Here is a 13984-nt window from a genome sequence, read left to right as displayed (position 1 = left end):
CTCCTCCCCGGAGACGCCGTTCCGTGCGGCGCAACTGCTGGTCGCCGCCTGACTCCTGGGCGGCGACCAGATTTTCGTTTTGGAGCAAGAGCCAACGATGCCGTCCATCCCCTCGCGTCGCCAGACCCTGAAGCAGGCCCTGGCCCTGATGGCCGTCTCCACCGCGCCGTCGCTGGCCCAGGCGGCAGGCAAGACGGCGGGCAAGGCGGCTGGAGAGCCGGGCGGCGTGGCGGCGGCGCGGGCGGTGCTGGCGCGGCGGTTCGGACCCAAGGCGGCCGGGATCCAGCTGGCCCTGACGGCGTCCAAGGGCGGCAAGCCCGGCTACGTGGTGAAGGCGGCCGGCGGCAAGGCGGCGATCAGCGGCGACACGCCGGTGGCCCTGGCCCGCGGCGCCTACGCCTATCTCAAAGACAACGGCGCGGCCTCGGTGAGCTGGGAAGGCGACCGCGTCGCCCTGCCGGCGCGTCTGCCGGACGCCGACACTGGCCGGGTCGAAAGCCCCTTCGCCCACCGCGCCTATCTCAACACCTGCACCTACGGCTACACCACGCCCTGGTGGGGCTGGGACCGCTGGAGCCGCGAGATCGACTGGATGGCGGTCCACGGCGTCGACATGCCGCTGGCCATGGAAGGCCAGGAATATGTCTGGCGGGCCCTGTGGCGCGAGTTCGGGCTGAGCGAGGCCGAGCTGGCCGAGTATTTCTCCGGCGCGGCGTTCACGCCCTGGCATCGGATGGGCAATATCGAGGGCTACGCCGCCCCGCTGCCGACCGCCTGGATCGACAAGAAGAAGGACCTTCAGGTCAAGATCCTGTCGCGGATGCGCGGGCTTGGCATGACGCCGATCCTGCCGGCCTTCGGCGGCTACGTGCCCAAGGCCTTCGCCAAGAAGAACCCCAAGGCCAAGATCTACCGCATGCGGCCGTGGGAGGGCTTCCACGAGACCTACTGGCTGGATCCGGCCGACCCGCTGTTCGCCAGGATCGCCGGCCGGTTCCTGGCGCTCTACACGGAGACCTATGGCGCGGGGACCTACTATCTCGCCGACTCCTTCAACGAGATGCTGCCGCCGATCAACGCCGACGGCGCCGATGCGCGCGACGCGGCCTATGGCGACGGCACGGCCAACACCTCGGCGACCAAGACCAAGGTCGAGGTCGATCCGGCCCTGAAGGCCGAGCGCCTGGCCGCCTACGGCAAGGCGATCTACGACTCCATCCGCCAGGCCCGGCCGGACGCGGTGTGGGTGATGCAGGGCTGGCTGTTCGGCGCCGACAGCCACTTCTGGGATCCGGCCGCGATCAGCGCCTATCTCAGCCGCGTGCCGGACGAGAAGCTGATGATCCTCGACATCGGCAACGACCGCTATCCAGACGTCTGGAAGAACGCCAAGGCCTTCGGCGGCAAGCCGTGGATCTACGGCTACGTCCATAACTACGGCGGCAGCAACCCGGTCTATGGCGACCTCGACTACTACCGCCGCGACATCGCCGCGGTGGCCGCCAGCTCCGAGACCGGCAAGCTGTCGGGCTTCGGCATGTTCCCCGAGGGCCTGCACAACAACTCGATCGTCTACGAGGCGGTCTATGACCTGGCCTGGAACGGCGGCGGAACCTCGACGGGCGCCTGGCTGTCGAGCCGTTCCAAGGCGCGCTACGGCAAGACCTCGCCGCAGCTGGACGCGGCCATGGGCCTGCTGGTCCAGGGCGCCTATTCGACCCGCTACTGGTCCTCGCGCTGGTGGAAGAGCAAGGCCGGCGCCTATCTCTTCTTCAAGCGGCCGACGGCGACCATCGGCGAGTTCCCCGGCCATCCGGGCGACCGCGCCAAGCTCGATGCGGCCGTGCGGGCGCTGAGCGCCCTGGCGCCGGGCTACGCCAAGGAAAAGCTGTTCGTGCTCGACCTGGTCGACGCCGCCCGGCAGTTGGCCAGCCTGGAGATCGACGTCCAGCTGCAGGCCGCCGTGGCCGCCTATCGCAAGGGGGACGCGGCCGCCGGCGATCTCGCCCGCCGCAAGGTTCAGGATCTGGCCCTGGCCGTCGACGCCCTGCTGGGCGTTCAGCCCGAGACCCTGGCCACCTGGATCGACGACGCCCGCGCCTATGGCGACACGCCCGCCGACAAGGCGACCTATGTGAGCAACGCCAAGGCCCAGGTGACGGTGTGGGGCGGGGAGGGCAACCTCAACGACTACGCCTCCAAGGCCTGGCAGGGGCTCTATGCCGACTTCTACCTGCCGCGCTGGGGCCGTTTCCTCGACGCCCTGAAGGCGGCGGGTACGGGGCCCTTCGACGAGGCCGCCGTGGTCAAGGACGGGATCGTCTGGGAAAAGGCCTGGGTGGCCGCCGACGTCGCCTATCGCCGCCAGGCGCCGGCCGATCCGGTCGCCGGGGTCAGGGCGCTGATCGCGCGTATCGACCGGGCCTAGAGGGGGAGAGACAGAGCCATGACGACCAAGCCCGCCCCCCGCTTCCTGTCGCTGGACGTGTTCCGCGGCCTGACGGTCTGCCTGATGATCGTGGTCAACACCGCGGGGCCCGGCGCCAAGGCCTTCACCCAGCTGGTGCACGCCAAGTGGTTCGGCTTCACGGCCGCCGACGCGGTGTTTCCCTCGTTCCTGTTCGCCGTCGGCTGCTCGATGGCGTTCGCCTTCTCGCGGCCGATCCCGCTGCCGGACTTCAGCGCCAAGGTGCTCAAGCGCACGGCGCTGATCTTCCTGCTCGGCTTCCTGATGTACTGGTTCCCGTTCGTGCATCACGTGGACGGGCACTGGGCGCTGGCGCCGTTCTCGCAGACCCGGGTGATGGGCGTGATGCAGCGGATCGCCCTGTGCTACCTGATCGCCGCCTTCGCCGCGCGGTTCCTGTCGCCGCGCTGGATCCTGGCGCTGTGCGCCGGTCTGCTGCTGAGCTACTGGGCGATCCTGCTGGGCTTCGGCGACGGCGATCCCTATTCCAAGCTCGGCAACGCCGGGACCAAGCTCGACCTGCTGGTCGTCGGCCGCGACCACCTCTATCGCAAGGACGGCGGCTTCGACCCCGAGGGGTTGCTGGGCACCCTGCCGTCGGCGGTCAACGTGCTGGCCGGCTATCTGGCCGCCCGCGCCCTGCGCCAGGCCACCGACACCCGCAAGACCCTGGTGCGCATGGCCGGTATCGGCGGCGTGCTGATCCTGGCGGCCCTGGCCTGGAACCCGTGGTTCCCGATCGCCAAGAAACTGTGGACCGGCCCCTTCGTGCTGCTGACGGTGGGTATCGACCTCCTGCTGCTGGCCGCCCTGACGGCCGTGCTGGAAGGCCGCGAGCCCAACGCCGCCACCCGCTTCTTCCAGGTGTTCGGCCTCAATCCGCTGGTGATCTACCTGTTCTCGGAGCTGTTCGTGGTCACCCTGAACCAGTTCGCGATCGGCGGCGTGGGTCCGTACGAGTGGGTGGGCGTGCATGTGTTCCAGGCGGTCGCGCCGGGGCCGGTGGGCTCTCTGCTGTGCGCGGTGGCCTACATGCTGGTGTGCTGGCTGCTGGGCTGGGTGATGTACCGGAAGAACTGGGTGGTGAAGCTGTAGCTCCCTCTCCCATGGGGAGAGGGCTGGGGTGAGGGGGGACGCCGCCAGCCGGCGTGCCGGCACGCCGGCAGACCTCGTAACCACTCACCCTCCCACCGCTTCGCGGCGGGCCCCTCCCTCTCTCTAAGAGAGAGGGTTTTCCTACACCGCCCCCGCCGCCGCGCCCTCCGCATAGCCCTTCAGCCGCCCCGCGATGATCTCGCCCACGGCCTCGGCAGCGGGGCGCTGGGGGAAATGGGTGCGCCAGACGATGCGGACGGTGCGGCTGGTCAGCGCCGACAGCGGCCGCAGCACGATGCCGGCGTCCTGCGCCGCGCCCGAGGCCAGGCCCGGGATCAGGGTGGTGCCGTAGCCGGCGGCGACCATGTTCAGCAGGGTGGAAAGGCTGGAGGCGCGCAGGGCCGTGCTCAGCGCGGTGCTGGACTTGCCGCAGGCCTCCAGCGCCTGGTCGCGCAGGCAGTGGCCGTCGGCCAGGACGAGGATGTCGCGCGCCAGGTCGGTCTCGGCGATGACCTCCTGGCCGGCCAGCGGATGGTCCGGCGGCAGGGCGGCCAGGAACGGTTCGGCGAACAGGGCGCGGCCGTCGAGGTCGGGCGCGGCCTCGTCGGTGGCCAGCAGGACGGCGTCCAGTTCGTGGGTGCGCAGGCGCTCCAGCAGGGCGGCGGTCTGGTCCTCCCAGGGCTCGATCTCGAGATGGGGCAGGGCTTCGCGCAGGGGCGCGAAGATCAGCGGCAGCAGGTAGGGCGCCAGGGTCGGGATGATCCCCAGGCGGAAGCGGCCGGCCAGCGGGTCGCGCAGGTTCCGGGCCGTGGCCAGCACCGCCTCGCCCGCCGTCACCGCCGCCCGGGCGTGGTCGAGCAGTTCGCGGCAGGCGGCGGTCGGGGCGGCGGTCTTGCTGGTGCGCTCGAAGAGGGTGACGCCCAGCAGTTCCTCCAGCTTGCGGATCTGCACCGACAGGGTGGGCTGGCTGACGCCGCAGGCGCGGGCCGCGCGGCCGAAGTGCTCGTGCTCGGCCACGGCCAGCAGGTAGCGCAGGTCTCGCAGGTTCATGGTTCCTCCCGATAGGGGAAGCCTATCGCAACCATTGGATCTTGGCGCTTCTATTCAATCTGAGTTTGCGTGAAGGTCCTTCGCGGCGGCGCCCTCGGGCGTCGCCGGAATTAGGGCGCGGGACAGGTCGCGACGCCGTCAAAGAGCGCGACCGTCCCTCCGCCCCGGGAGGACGCCTTCGATGCCTCACGCCGTGGACGCCGTCCTGCAGGACGCGCTGCGCCGGGCGGGACTGCCGAGCCGCGGCCCGGCGCCCCGACTCCTGGCGCTGCTGCGCGCCTCGGAGGAGACCCACCTGACCCTGCCGGAGGTCGCCGACCTGGCGGCCGAGGCCGGCCTTTCGATCCCGCTCGGCGAACTGGCCCGCCAGATGGAGGCCTTCGCCGACCACGGCCTGGTCTCGCGCCTGCCCACCACCGGTCCTGAGCCGGTGTTCGACACCCAGCCCGAGCCGCACTTCCACATGGTCTATGAGGAGACGGCGCGGATCGTCGACCTGCACGTCTCCGAGGAGACCCTGCTGGCCATGCTGCGCGACGCCCTGGCCCGGCGGCCGGGCGGGGTGGAGGTGATGGTGGTGCTGCGCAAGCCGCCCGATGGGAAAGGCGAAGGCGGGAGCTAGTTTGCCTCGGCGGGCGCCAGGGCGATGTCGACCATGATCTCGCCCGAGATGTCCTCCAGCGCCGCCTGCACGGTCGCCACCGACAGGCCGGCGGGCAGCCGCAGCCGGGCCTCCATGTGGAACAGCGGCGCGCCCGAATGCGGCTCGACGCTGAGCCGCGTGCCGAAGGTCTCGATATTGGCCGAAAGGCCGCTCAGCACGCCCGTCACCTGGTGCACGATGCCCGGCTGGTCCTGGCCGACCAGGGCCAGCTGGATCGCCTCGCCTGCGCTTTCCCCCAAGCCGGCGGAGGCCTCGACGGCCGGAGCGATCCGCACCTCCAGCCCCTGGGCGTCCACCGCGCCGACGGCGGCGCGCAGGGCGTCGACCCTGGCCTCGTCCAGCTCGACCAGCACCGAGCCGACATAGAGCCCGCCCAGCCGGCTGAGATGGCTCTCCAGCCAGTTGCCGCCGGCCGACAGCACCGCCTGGGCCAGCGCCTGGGTCAGGCCCGGCCGGTCGCTGCCGACGACGCTCAAGATCAGCCTGGCCATGGGAGTCCTTCACGGAAGCGGACGGGCGACGCCCGAACGGAGGCGGCGAGCCAGCCACGACCCGCGGCGTCCGTCAATGCAGGCGGGTTCGCCCTTTCCGATCAACGGTCGCGACGATCAGCGCTGATCGTTGGCCGCCCGCTTGTTTGGATCGTCCGTATTCGGTTCCGGCAACTGCTGCGGCTCGGAGGGGGGAGCCGGAGGCGTTGGAGGAGCAGGAGGGGTGGAAGTAGGAGGAGAAGGCGGCGGTTCGGATTGCTTGAAGAGGTCTTTGACCTCGGCGCGTGAAAGCGGACCCTCGGGCAACTTGTCGAGGGTCCGGTCGGCCAGCTTGTAGTGGCGTCGGATCTCGTCCCATTTGACGAAATTGTCCGACAGCTTGGCAATGTGAGGGGCGACTACCTTGGCCAGAAGGACCAAGAGGCTGAGCGCCACCACCCATGAGCCGTGCTTCGCGGCCGCGGCGAGCGTTGTGGCGTCTACGACCATCGGGGCGGCCCCCCGGGCGAGGGGATCTCTTCGCGACGATCGCCCCCCAAAGTGCGTGAGCGTCGCTGGCCCTCGACGCATCGTGCGCCCTGAATGTTCAGTTCGAGATTGACCGCAACCATAACACCCTCCTTGGGGCGTCGTCTGGTTCGGTCGGCGACATGGCGACGCCTTTGACCGACGCAGCGAGCCGCCACATCGCACAAACGCCGTCGCCCCCAAGGCGTCAGGGAGAACGGAGACTTCGAACAGACACGCGTGCGCTTTCGCGCCGACGTGCCTTAGTCACGTTGGTTACGCCTTGATCAAATGTCGTTATCGCCCCGCCGGCTGAGTGGAATCATGCCTAACCGGATGGTCGAGTTCAAGCCGGATTTCGCCACATTCCTGACTCTCAACCCCTCAGCATACGATCCACTCGCCCGGCCAGGTCGGCGACGGCGAAGGGCTTGGTCAGCACCTCCATGCCGGGCTGTATATGGCCGTGGTTGAGGACCGCGTTCTCGGCGTAGCCGGTAATGAACATCACCTTCAGGTCGGACCGCAGGGCGCGGGCGGCGTCGGCCACCTGGCGACCATTCAGCCCGCCGGGCAAGCCGACGTCGGTGATCAGAAGGTCGATGCGGGCGTCGGTCTGCAGCAGGCGCAGGCCGGCCGGACCGTCGGCGGCCTCGATGCAGGCGTAGCCCAGCTCCTGCAGCGCATCGACGATCAGCATCCGCACCGTGGGCTCGTCATCGACCACCAGCACCGTCTCGCCGGCGGCGGCGGGAGCGGGCAGGGCCGCGGCGACGTCGCTCTCGTCGCTCTCCTCCTTGCCGAAGTGGCGCGGCAGGTAGATGCAGACCATCGTGCCCTGGCCCAGTTCGGAATAGATTCGCACGTGGCCGTGCGACTGGCGGGCGAAGCCGTAGACCATCGACAGGCCAAGGCCGGTGCCCTCGCCGATCGGCTTGGTGGTGAAGAACGGGTCGAACACCCGCTCCTGGACGGCCTTGTCCATGCCCACGCCCGTGTCGCTGACGCAGATGCAGACATATTGGCCCGGTTCCATGCCGCGCTCGTCGGCGGCGCGGCGGTCGAGCCACTTGTTGCCGGTCTCGATGGTGATGCGGCCGCCGTCGGGCATGGCGTCCCGAGCGTTGATGCAGAGGTTGAGGAGGGCGTTCTCCAGCTGGTTGGCGTCGACCAGGGTGGGCCACAGGCCGCCTGCCGCCACGGTCTCGACCTTGATCGCCGGCCCCACGGTGCGCCGCACCAGCTCGACGAACTCGGCCATCAGCCGGTTGATGACGATCGGCTTGGGCGACAGGGTCTGGCGGCGCGAGAAGGCCAGCAGGCGGTGGGTGAGCGAGGCGGCCCGCCGCGCCGCGCCCTGGCCGGCGGCGACATAGCGATCGACATCGACCATGCGGCCTTGCGACAGGCGCGTGCCGATCATCTCGAACGAGCCCGAGATCCCTGACAGCAGGTTGTTGAAGTCGTGAGCCAGCCCGCCGGTCAGCTGGCCGACGGCCTCCATCTTCTGGGCCTGGCGCAGGGCGTCCTCGGCCTCGCGCAGGCGGTCCTGCTCGGCCAGGCGCTCGGTGACGTCGTAGACGAACTGATAGGCGCCGGCCTTGACGCCCATGTCGTCGCGCAGCACGCCGAACCGCATCTCGTAGTCGCGGCGATAGCCGGCGGGATCGCCATAGGCCTCGACCGCGACGAACTCCTCGCCGGCCAGGGCGCGTGACCAGACCGCGCGCACCTGCTCGCGGTTGTCGGGATGGTCGGCCAGCAGGTCGAGCATGCTGTCGCCGACCCGCGGCGTCACCCCGAACACCCGCTCGAACTCGCGCACCGCCGCGCCGTTGACGGCCAGCCAGCGGAAGTCGTTGTCGATCACCTGGACAAGGGCGGCGGTCCCCTCGACCACGTCGGCCAGCACCCGGCGCTCGGCCAGGGCCGAGGCCACCCGCTGCTCCAGGGTCTCGTTCAGCTGGCGCAGAGCCAGCTCGGCCCGGCGGCGCTCGGTGACGTCCTGGAACAGCACCGCCACCTGCCTGCGCTCGGGCGGCTCGATGCGGAAGGCCGACAGCGACAGGTAGCGACCGGTGGCCACCAGCTCCTGCTCGAAGCGGATCGGCTGGCCGGTGCGCAGCACCTCGCCATAGCGCGCCACCCAGGCGTCGGCCTCGTCGCCCACCATCTCGCGCAGCTTCTGGCCGACCACCTCGGGGATGCCGGCGTGGCGGGCGTAGGCGGCGTTGGCGTCGACGTGGACATAGTCGCTGAGCGGCCCGTGCGGGCCGTCGAAGAACTCGATGATGCAGAAACCCTCGTCCATCGAGTCGAAGAGGGTGCGGTAGAGCTGCTCGCTCTGGGCCCGATGTTGCAGCGAAAGCCGCAGGTCGAGCTGGCTCATCACCTGCCGGGCCAGCACCTGCAGGGTGCGCTGCTGCAGGGGCGACAGTTCCTTGGGCGCGGTGTCGAGCACGCACAGCGTGCCGATCGGCAGGCCCTCGGCGGTCTTCAGCAGGGCGCCGGCGTAGAACCGCAGGTGCGGCTCGCCTGTGACCAGGGGATTGCCGTCGAAGCGGTGGTCGCGCGTGGCGTCGGGCACCAGCAGGAAGTCGTCTTCCAGGATGGCCTTGGCGCAGAACGACGTCTCCAGCGGCGTCTCGCGCACGCCCAGGCCGACCTCGGCCTTGAAGAACTGCCGGTGCTCGTCGATCAGGTTGACCACGGCGATGGGCGCGCCGCAGATCTCGGCCGCCAGAGAGACGATCTCGTCGAAGGCCGCCTCGCGCGGGGTGTCCAGAATGTCGTAACGGCGGAGCGCCGCGAGGCGATCGGCCTCACGCTCCGCCGGATCGGCGGCGTCCATGCGAAACTTGAGGCCCCCCTCAATCACCGGCGGCGTCGGATAGCCGACGCGCCTATCGACTAGAGGCTTAAGACGCTTGGCGCGATCAACGGTTCCACGCGATCAGGGTAAAGTTTTTTCAGCCCCAGCCTTCCGACACGCCGGCGCGGCGGGCCATCGGGGTGACGGCCAAGGGCTTCTGCGAGGGCTGCGGCTGGTCGGCCGGCTTGCCGTAGAGCCAGCCCTGGGCGAAGTCGACGCCGGCCTTGCGGACCACGTCCTCGACCTCGGCGGTCTCGACCATCTCGGCGACGGTGCGGACGTCGAGGTCGCGGCACAGCTCGACCAGGCGGCGCACCATGGCTCCGTCGCGGCTGTTGCCGGCCAGTTCGCGCACGTAGCGGCCGTCGATCTTGACGATGTCGAGGGTCAGTTCCTGGAGGTAGGCGAACGAGGCCGCGCCGGCCCCGAAGTCGTCCAGGCAGACCAGCGAGCCCAGGCCGCGCAGGGCCTGGATGTGGCGGTTGGCGCGGGGCAGGTCGTCGATGGCGCTGGTCTCGGTGACCTCGAAGATCAGCTTGCCCCTGGCGGCCGGAGTCTGGGTCAGCAGGCGGTTGATGTGATCGACGAAGGTCTCGCTGACGATGGTGCGGCCCGAGACGTTGACGGCCAGCTTCACCGCGCCGCTGCGGTCCGAGGCGATCCGGCGCACCGCCTGCTCGGCGATGGCGTGGTCCAGCTCCTCGATGATGTCGAACTCCTCGGCCATGCGGATCAGGGCGAAGGGGCTGGCGCCGTCCTCGAAGCGCACCAGCGCCTCGTGGTGGTGGGCCTGGCCGGAGGCGAGGTCGACCACGGGCTGGTAGGCCAGGGTGAAGCGGCGCTGGCTGACGGCCGCGCCCAGGGCCCCCGCGCGGGCCAGGGTGCGCTTGACCGAGCGGTTCATCGCCTCGGACAGGGTCAGCGGCGGGGTGTCCTTGAGGCCCTCGCGCAGGAAGTCGTCGAGGGCGTAGCGCAGGGCCCGCAGGCCGCGCGACGAGGTCCCGCCGTCCAGCGGCACGACGTGGGCGCTGGCGTCGAGGGCGGCGATCTTGGTCAGGCGGGCGGCCAGGGCCTCGGGGCGGTCGTCCTTGGCGCGCAGCAGGGCGTAGCGCTCGGGCGAGACCTGGGTGGCCATGGCGCCGGCGTGGGACTCGGCCCGCACGGCGCCGGCGATCTTCATGTCCAGCGCCAGGGCGTCGGGCGCGTTCAGGCCTTCGCGCAGGGCCGACAGGCCGGCGAACTCGACCATGGCCAGTTCCAGCTCGAGCCCGGTGACCCGCGCGGCTTCAAACAGGCCCTTGGCGATCTCCTCGAAGTTCTCGCGCGGGCGCAGGCCGGCGGCGTCGAGGCCTCCCGCGGGCGGGCGGGCGGCGGTGACCGCGATGGAGGTGCGACCGAAATTGTCGGGGAGGGCGCGCAGAGTGACTCCAACGAAGCGCTCCGGCTCCCCGGCGACGCGGACGGTGACCGGACCCCGGCGCTGCCCCTCGTCGAGAGCATAGAGCGCGGCGTCCATCAGCGGGCGGTCCGCGGCGGTGAACAGGTCGCGCCAGACGCGGCCGATCAAGGAGGTTTCAGGCTTGCCCATGATCTTTTGCGCCGCGCCCAGGGCGAGGCTGACCCGGTCGCCCTCGAGTTCCAGCAATAGGTCGGCGCTGGCGAAGGCCAGTCCCAGCAGGCGGCGCGGATCGATCGACAAGGCAGAGCTCCCCAGAGGTGGGGCAGCTTGCGCGCCTTAGCTTAAAGACCCGTGCACGGGGGCGGGTCGCCGATGGGGCTGCGACCGCCCGTCGCAGGCAGGTCCGGCGGGCGCGCCGGAACGAAAAAGAACATCTTGCGAACATAGAACAAAATGTGTACACGTTAATCATTCCACAGGCGGTGGGCGCCGAGGCGCTCGAACTTCCGGCCGGACGGTCGGAATCATGGAATAAGGCGGATCATCCAATGACCAGTCAGGCGGCTTTGAAACTCGTGGGCAAGGAAGAAGGCGACAAGGCGCGGGCGCTAGAAGCGGCCCTGGCGCAGATCGATCGGGCCTTCGGCAAGGGCTCGGTGATGAAGCTGGGCGAAAAGGGCAAGGTCGAGATGGAGTCGGTCTCCACCGGCTCGCTCGGCCTGGACATCGCGCTGGGCATCGGCGGCCTGCCCAAGGGCCGGGTGATCGAGATCTACGGCCCCGAAAGCTCGGGCAAGACCACCCTGGCCTTGCACGTCGTCGCCGAGGTCCAGAAGGCCGGCGGCACCGCCGCCTTCGTCGACGCCGAGCACGCGCTGGATCCGGGCTACGCCTTCAAGCTGGGCGTCAATCTCGACAACCTGCTGGTCTCGCAGCCGGACAACGGCGAGCAGGCTCTGGAGATCACCGACACCCTGGTGCGCTCGGGCGCGGTCGACATCGTCGTGGTCGACTCCGTGGCCGCCCTGACCCCGAAGGCCGAAATCGAAGGCGAGATGGGCGACAGCCTGCCCGGCCTCCAGGCCCGTCTGATGAGCCAGGCGCTGCGCAAGCTGACCGGCTCGATCAACAAGGCCAACACCATCGTCATCTTCATCAACCAGATCCGTCACAAGATCGGGGTGATGTACGGCAGCCCGGAAACGACCACGGGCGGCAACGCGCTGAAGTTCTACGCCTCGGTGCGCCTGGACATCCGCCGCACCGGCTCGGTCAAGAACCGCGACGAGATCATCGGCAACAACGTCCGCGTCAAGGTGGTGAAGAACAAGGTGGCCCCGCCGTTCCGCGAGGTCGAGTTCGACATCATGTACGGCGAGGGCATCTCCAAGCTCGGCGAGATCATCGACCTGGGCGTCAAGGGCGGCATCATCGACAAGGCCGGCTCCTGGTTCTCCTACAACAGCCAGCGCATCGGCCAGGGCCGCGACAACGTCCGCGAGTTCCTCAAGAACAACAAGGACCTGGCCAACGAGATCGAGATGGCCGTGCGCAAGGCCTCGCAGAAGATCGAGGAAGAGCTGCTGGTCGGCGGTCCCGAGGACGGCGAGGAAGAATAAGAGACAACTCGGGGCGCGCCTGCTCCGAGTTTCGCGGCCGCCGCCCGCCGAGGGCGACCCCGCCATACGCCCGCGGCGGACCTACACCGCCACGACGGCCGCGATCCCCGGACGCCTGGACCCCATGCCAGGCGTCCGATTTCGTTTGTCCTCCCCCGCAAAGCGGGGGAGGTGGCGCGGTGCGGAACGCGCCGTGACGGAGGGGGCGACCGCCGCAGGGCGCTGGCCTTCCCCCTCAGTCGCTCCGCGACAGCTCCCCCAGAGGGGGAGCATCTTCCTGGCGCGGCGCCGGATCAGATCCTCCCCCTCTGGGGGAGGTGGCCCGAAGGGCCGGAGGGGGGCCGTTTTCAGCTTCCAGAGCGTCGGCCGAATTCCGTCAGATGAGTAGAAGCCCCAGCCCCCTCAGTTCCCGATCTTCGTCCACGGCCGTTGCACGCACACCGGCGCGCCGTCGATCACCGCCACCCGCGCCGATCCCGTCGGCGCATAGAACGCCTGCCGCCCGCCGACGCTGACCGCCAGGGCGATCGGGCCGCTGAAGTCGCAGACCGGCGCCTCGCGCTTGCCGCCGGCCTGGCCGTAGGTCCGGTGGGTGCATTCCATGTGGCCGGCGCCGCGCGCCACGCTGAGGCTGTCAAAGGCGAAGGTCATCGGCTTGCGCTGCCGGGCCTCGAAGGCGGCCTGGGTCAGGACCGGGCAGGGCGTTCCGGCCAGGCTCCAATAGGCCTCGGCGGCGCCGGCGGCCTCGCGCTGCTTCCAGGCGACGAAGACGATCAGCGGCGCGGCGATGGCGAGGGCGATCGCCGCCCAGAAGATCCAGCCGCCGCGCCTGGCGCGTCCATCGACCCGCACGGCCCCCGGTCGTTCCCCAATCCCCGCAGCGCCCATCCTGGTCCTCCCGCCCGGCGACAGTAGGAGCGGCGGGATGCGTACGCCAATAGAAGAATAGAGAGACGGACCTGCCGAGCTACGGCGTCAGGCCGGACGCCGTCGGGAAACTCTGCCCCTTTTCACCGAGGATCCCCGCGAAGGGGAAAGCCGAGGCCGCAGGTGATCCGCCGCCCCGCCTCATCCTGAAAGCCAGTTTGGACCCCCGCCTTCGCGGGGAGGAACGGGTTGGGGGCGAGCCGGGGAATGTCGCTCCTCGCCTGCCGTCACTGTCCCATCCGGAAGCGCGCGGTCTGCACGCAGCGCGGCTGGCCGTCGATCACCGCCACCCGGGCCGAACCCGGGGCGGTGTAATAGACCACGGCCTTGGGGCTCTCGACCGCCAGGGCGCCGGGGCTGGTGAAGTCGCAGACCTGGGCCTCCTGCTTGCCGCCGTCCAGGCGATAGGCGTGGCGGGCGCACTGCACGTGGCCGGCTCGGCGCGACAGCCGCACCTCGTCGAAGGCCGTGGTCATCGGCGCGCGCCGCGAGGCCGCCGCGAAGTCCGCGGCGGTGCTGGCCGGGCAGGGCTCGCCGTCCAGGCTCCACTCGCCGGCCTGCTCGATCTCGACCTCGGCCTTGTGCTCGGCTTCCCACCACAGGCTGAACAGCGGCGAGACGATGGCGACCGCCAGCATCAGCCGCAGCGGCCAGGGCGGCGGCCTGCGGCCCTCGACCCGCACCTCGCCGGCGGTGCGGGCGGGGCGCGGCCGCCGCGTCACGCCAAGATTTCGATCGACCATCCCGCGTCCCCCGCGTCGCCCCCGAGTCCCATAGCGCGACCACGGCGAGCCCGGCCAGCGGCGCGCCGTCCGAAACCGGTCACATCCCAGGTTCGATTTCCACAAATCTTGAAACCGCGCTATGCAGCGCCGACTTCCGGCCGACACCGG

Annotated in this window: 11 protein-coding genes and 1 pseudogene; 4 read left to right on the top strand and 8 right to left on the bottom strand. The window is 70.0% G+C overall.

Features of this window, described 5'->3' with window-relative positions:
• Positions 1-97 precede the first annotated feature (97 nt).
• Together AC1RRS_RS11570 and AC1RRS_RS11565 are read left to right on the top strand one after the other, a co-directional pair.
• On the top strand, positions 98-2428 hold the full coding sequence (locus tag AC1RRS_RS11570) for an alpha-N-acetylglucosaminidase (protein ID WP_492855284.1): 2331 nt from the start codon (positions 98-100) through the stop codon (positions 2426-2428).
• A gap of 18 nt (positions 2429-2446) precedes the next feature.
• Positions 2447-3562 (top strand): acyltransferase family protein, encoded by a 1116-nt coding sequence (locus AC1RRS_RS11565; RefSeq protein WP_492855283.1) that lies wholly within the window; start codon positions 2447-2449, stop codon positions 3560-3562.
• Between the two features lie 141 nt (positions 3563-3703).
• On the opposite strand, the gene AC1RRS_RS11560 is transcribed toward AC1RRS_RS11565, so the two are convergent.
• Positions 3704-4612: a LysR substrate-binding domain-containing protein gene (locus AC1RRS_RS11560; protein ID WP_492855282.1), complete on the bottom strand. Its 909-nt coding sequence runs from the start codon at positions 4610-4612 to the stop codon at positions 3704-3706.
• Between the two features lie 181 nt (positions 4613-4793).
• Between AC1RRS_RS11560 and AC1RRS_RS11555 the strand changes: the two genes are divergently transcribed.
• Positions 4794-5234 carry a transcriptional repressor gene (locus tag AC1RRS_RS11555; RefSeq protein ID WP_110118725.1) on the top strand — a complete coding sequence of 147 codons (441 nt, stop codon included), beginning with the start codon at positions 4794-4796 and terminating at the stop codon, positions 5232-5234.
• Here the strand turns inward: AC1RRS_RS11555 and AC1RRS_RS11550 are convergent.
• The 5 genes and pseudogenes from AC1RRS_RS11550 to AC1RRS_RS11530 all read right to left on the bottom strand — a co-directional run bounded on the left by AC1RRS_RS11550 (position 5231) and on the right by AC1RRS_RS11530 (position 10845).
• Complete coding sequence (locus AC1RRS_RS11550) at positions 5231-5767, bottom strand: glycine cleavage system transcriptional repressor (protein WP_492855281.1); 537 nt, start codon at positions 5765-5767, stop codon at positions 5231-5233. The genes AC1RRS_RS11555 and AC1RRS_RS11550 overlap by 4 nt on opposite strands.
• Before the next feature lie 117 nt (positions 5768-5884).
• Positions 5885-6256, bottom strand: a complete 372-nt coding sequence (locus tag AC1RRS_RS11545; protein ID WP_492855280.1) for a hypothetical protein — start codon at positions 6254-6256, stop codon at positions 5885-5887.
• A 394-nt stretch (positions 6257-6650) separates the two neighbouring features.
• The gene (locus AC1RRS_RS11540; RefSeq protein ID WP_492855312.1) at positions 6651-8666 is read right to left on the bottom strand and encodes a PAS domain-containing protein; all 2016 of its coding nucleotides are present in this window, start codon (positions 8664-8666) and stop codon (positions 6651-6653) included.
• Positions 8667-9125 (bottom strand): annotated as a pseudogene (locus AC1RRS_RS11535) (GAF domain-containing protein); the annotation flags it as partial.
• A gap of 118 nt (positions 9126-9243) precedes the next feature.
• The gene (locus tag AC1RRS_RS11530) at positions 9244-10845 is read right to left on the bottom strand and encodes an EAL domain-containing protein (RefSeq protein WP_492855279.1); all 1602 of its coding nucleotides are present in this window, start codon (positions 10843-10845) and stop codon (positions 9244-9246) included.
• 248 nt (positions 10846-11093) lie between these two features.
• Here AC1RRS_RS11530 and recA point away from each other — a divergent pair, with 248 nt between their 5' ends.
• Positions 11094-12164 (top strand): recombinase RecA, encoded by a 1071-nt coding sequence (gene recA, locus AC1RRS_RS11525; RefSeq protein ID WP_487287918.1) that lies wholly within the window; start codon positions 11094-11096, stop codon positions 12162-12164.
• A gap of 402 nt (positions 12165-12566) precedes the next feature.
• On the opposite strand, the gene AC1RRS_RS11520 is transcribed toward recA, so the two are convergent.
• Both AC1RRS_RS11520 and AC1RRS_RS11515 read right to left on the bottom strand, forming a co-directional pair.
• Positions 12567-13016 carry a hypothetical protein gene (locus tag AC1RRS_RS11520; RefSeq protein ID WP_492855278.1) on the bottom strand — a complete coding sequence of 150 codons (450 nt, stop codon included), beginning with the start codon at positions 13014-13016 and terminating at the stop codon, positions 12567-12569.
• Between the two features lie 302 nt (positions 13017-13318).
• Positions 13319-13834: a hypothetical protein gene (locus AC1RRS_RS11515; RefSeq protein ID WP_492855277.1), complete on the bottom strand. Its 516-nt coding sequence runs from the start codon at positions 13832-13834 to the stop codon at positions 13319-13321.
• Between the last annotated feature and the right edge of the window lie 150 nt (positions 13835-13984).

The sequence above is a fragment of the Caulobacter sp. GW821-FHT12A07 genome (assembly GCF_058807655.1).
Note: the sequence above shows the minus strand (reverse complement) of the source record. Positions and strands in the feature narration are given on the sequence as shown.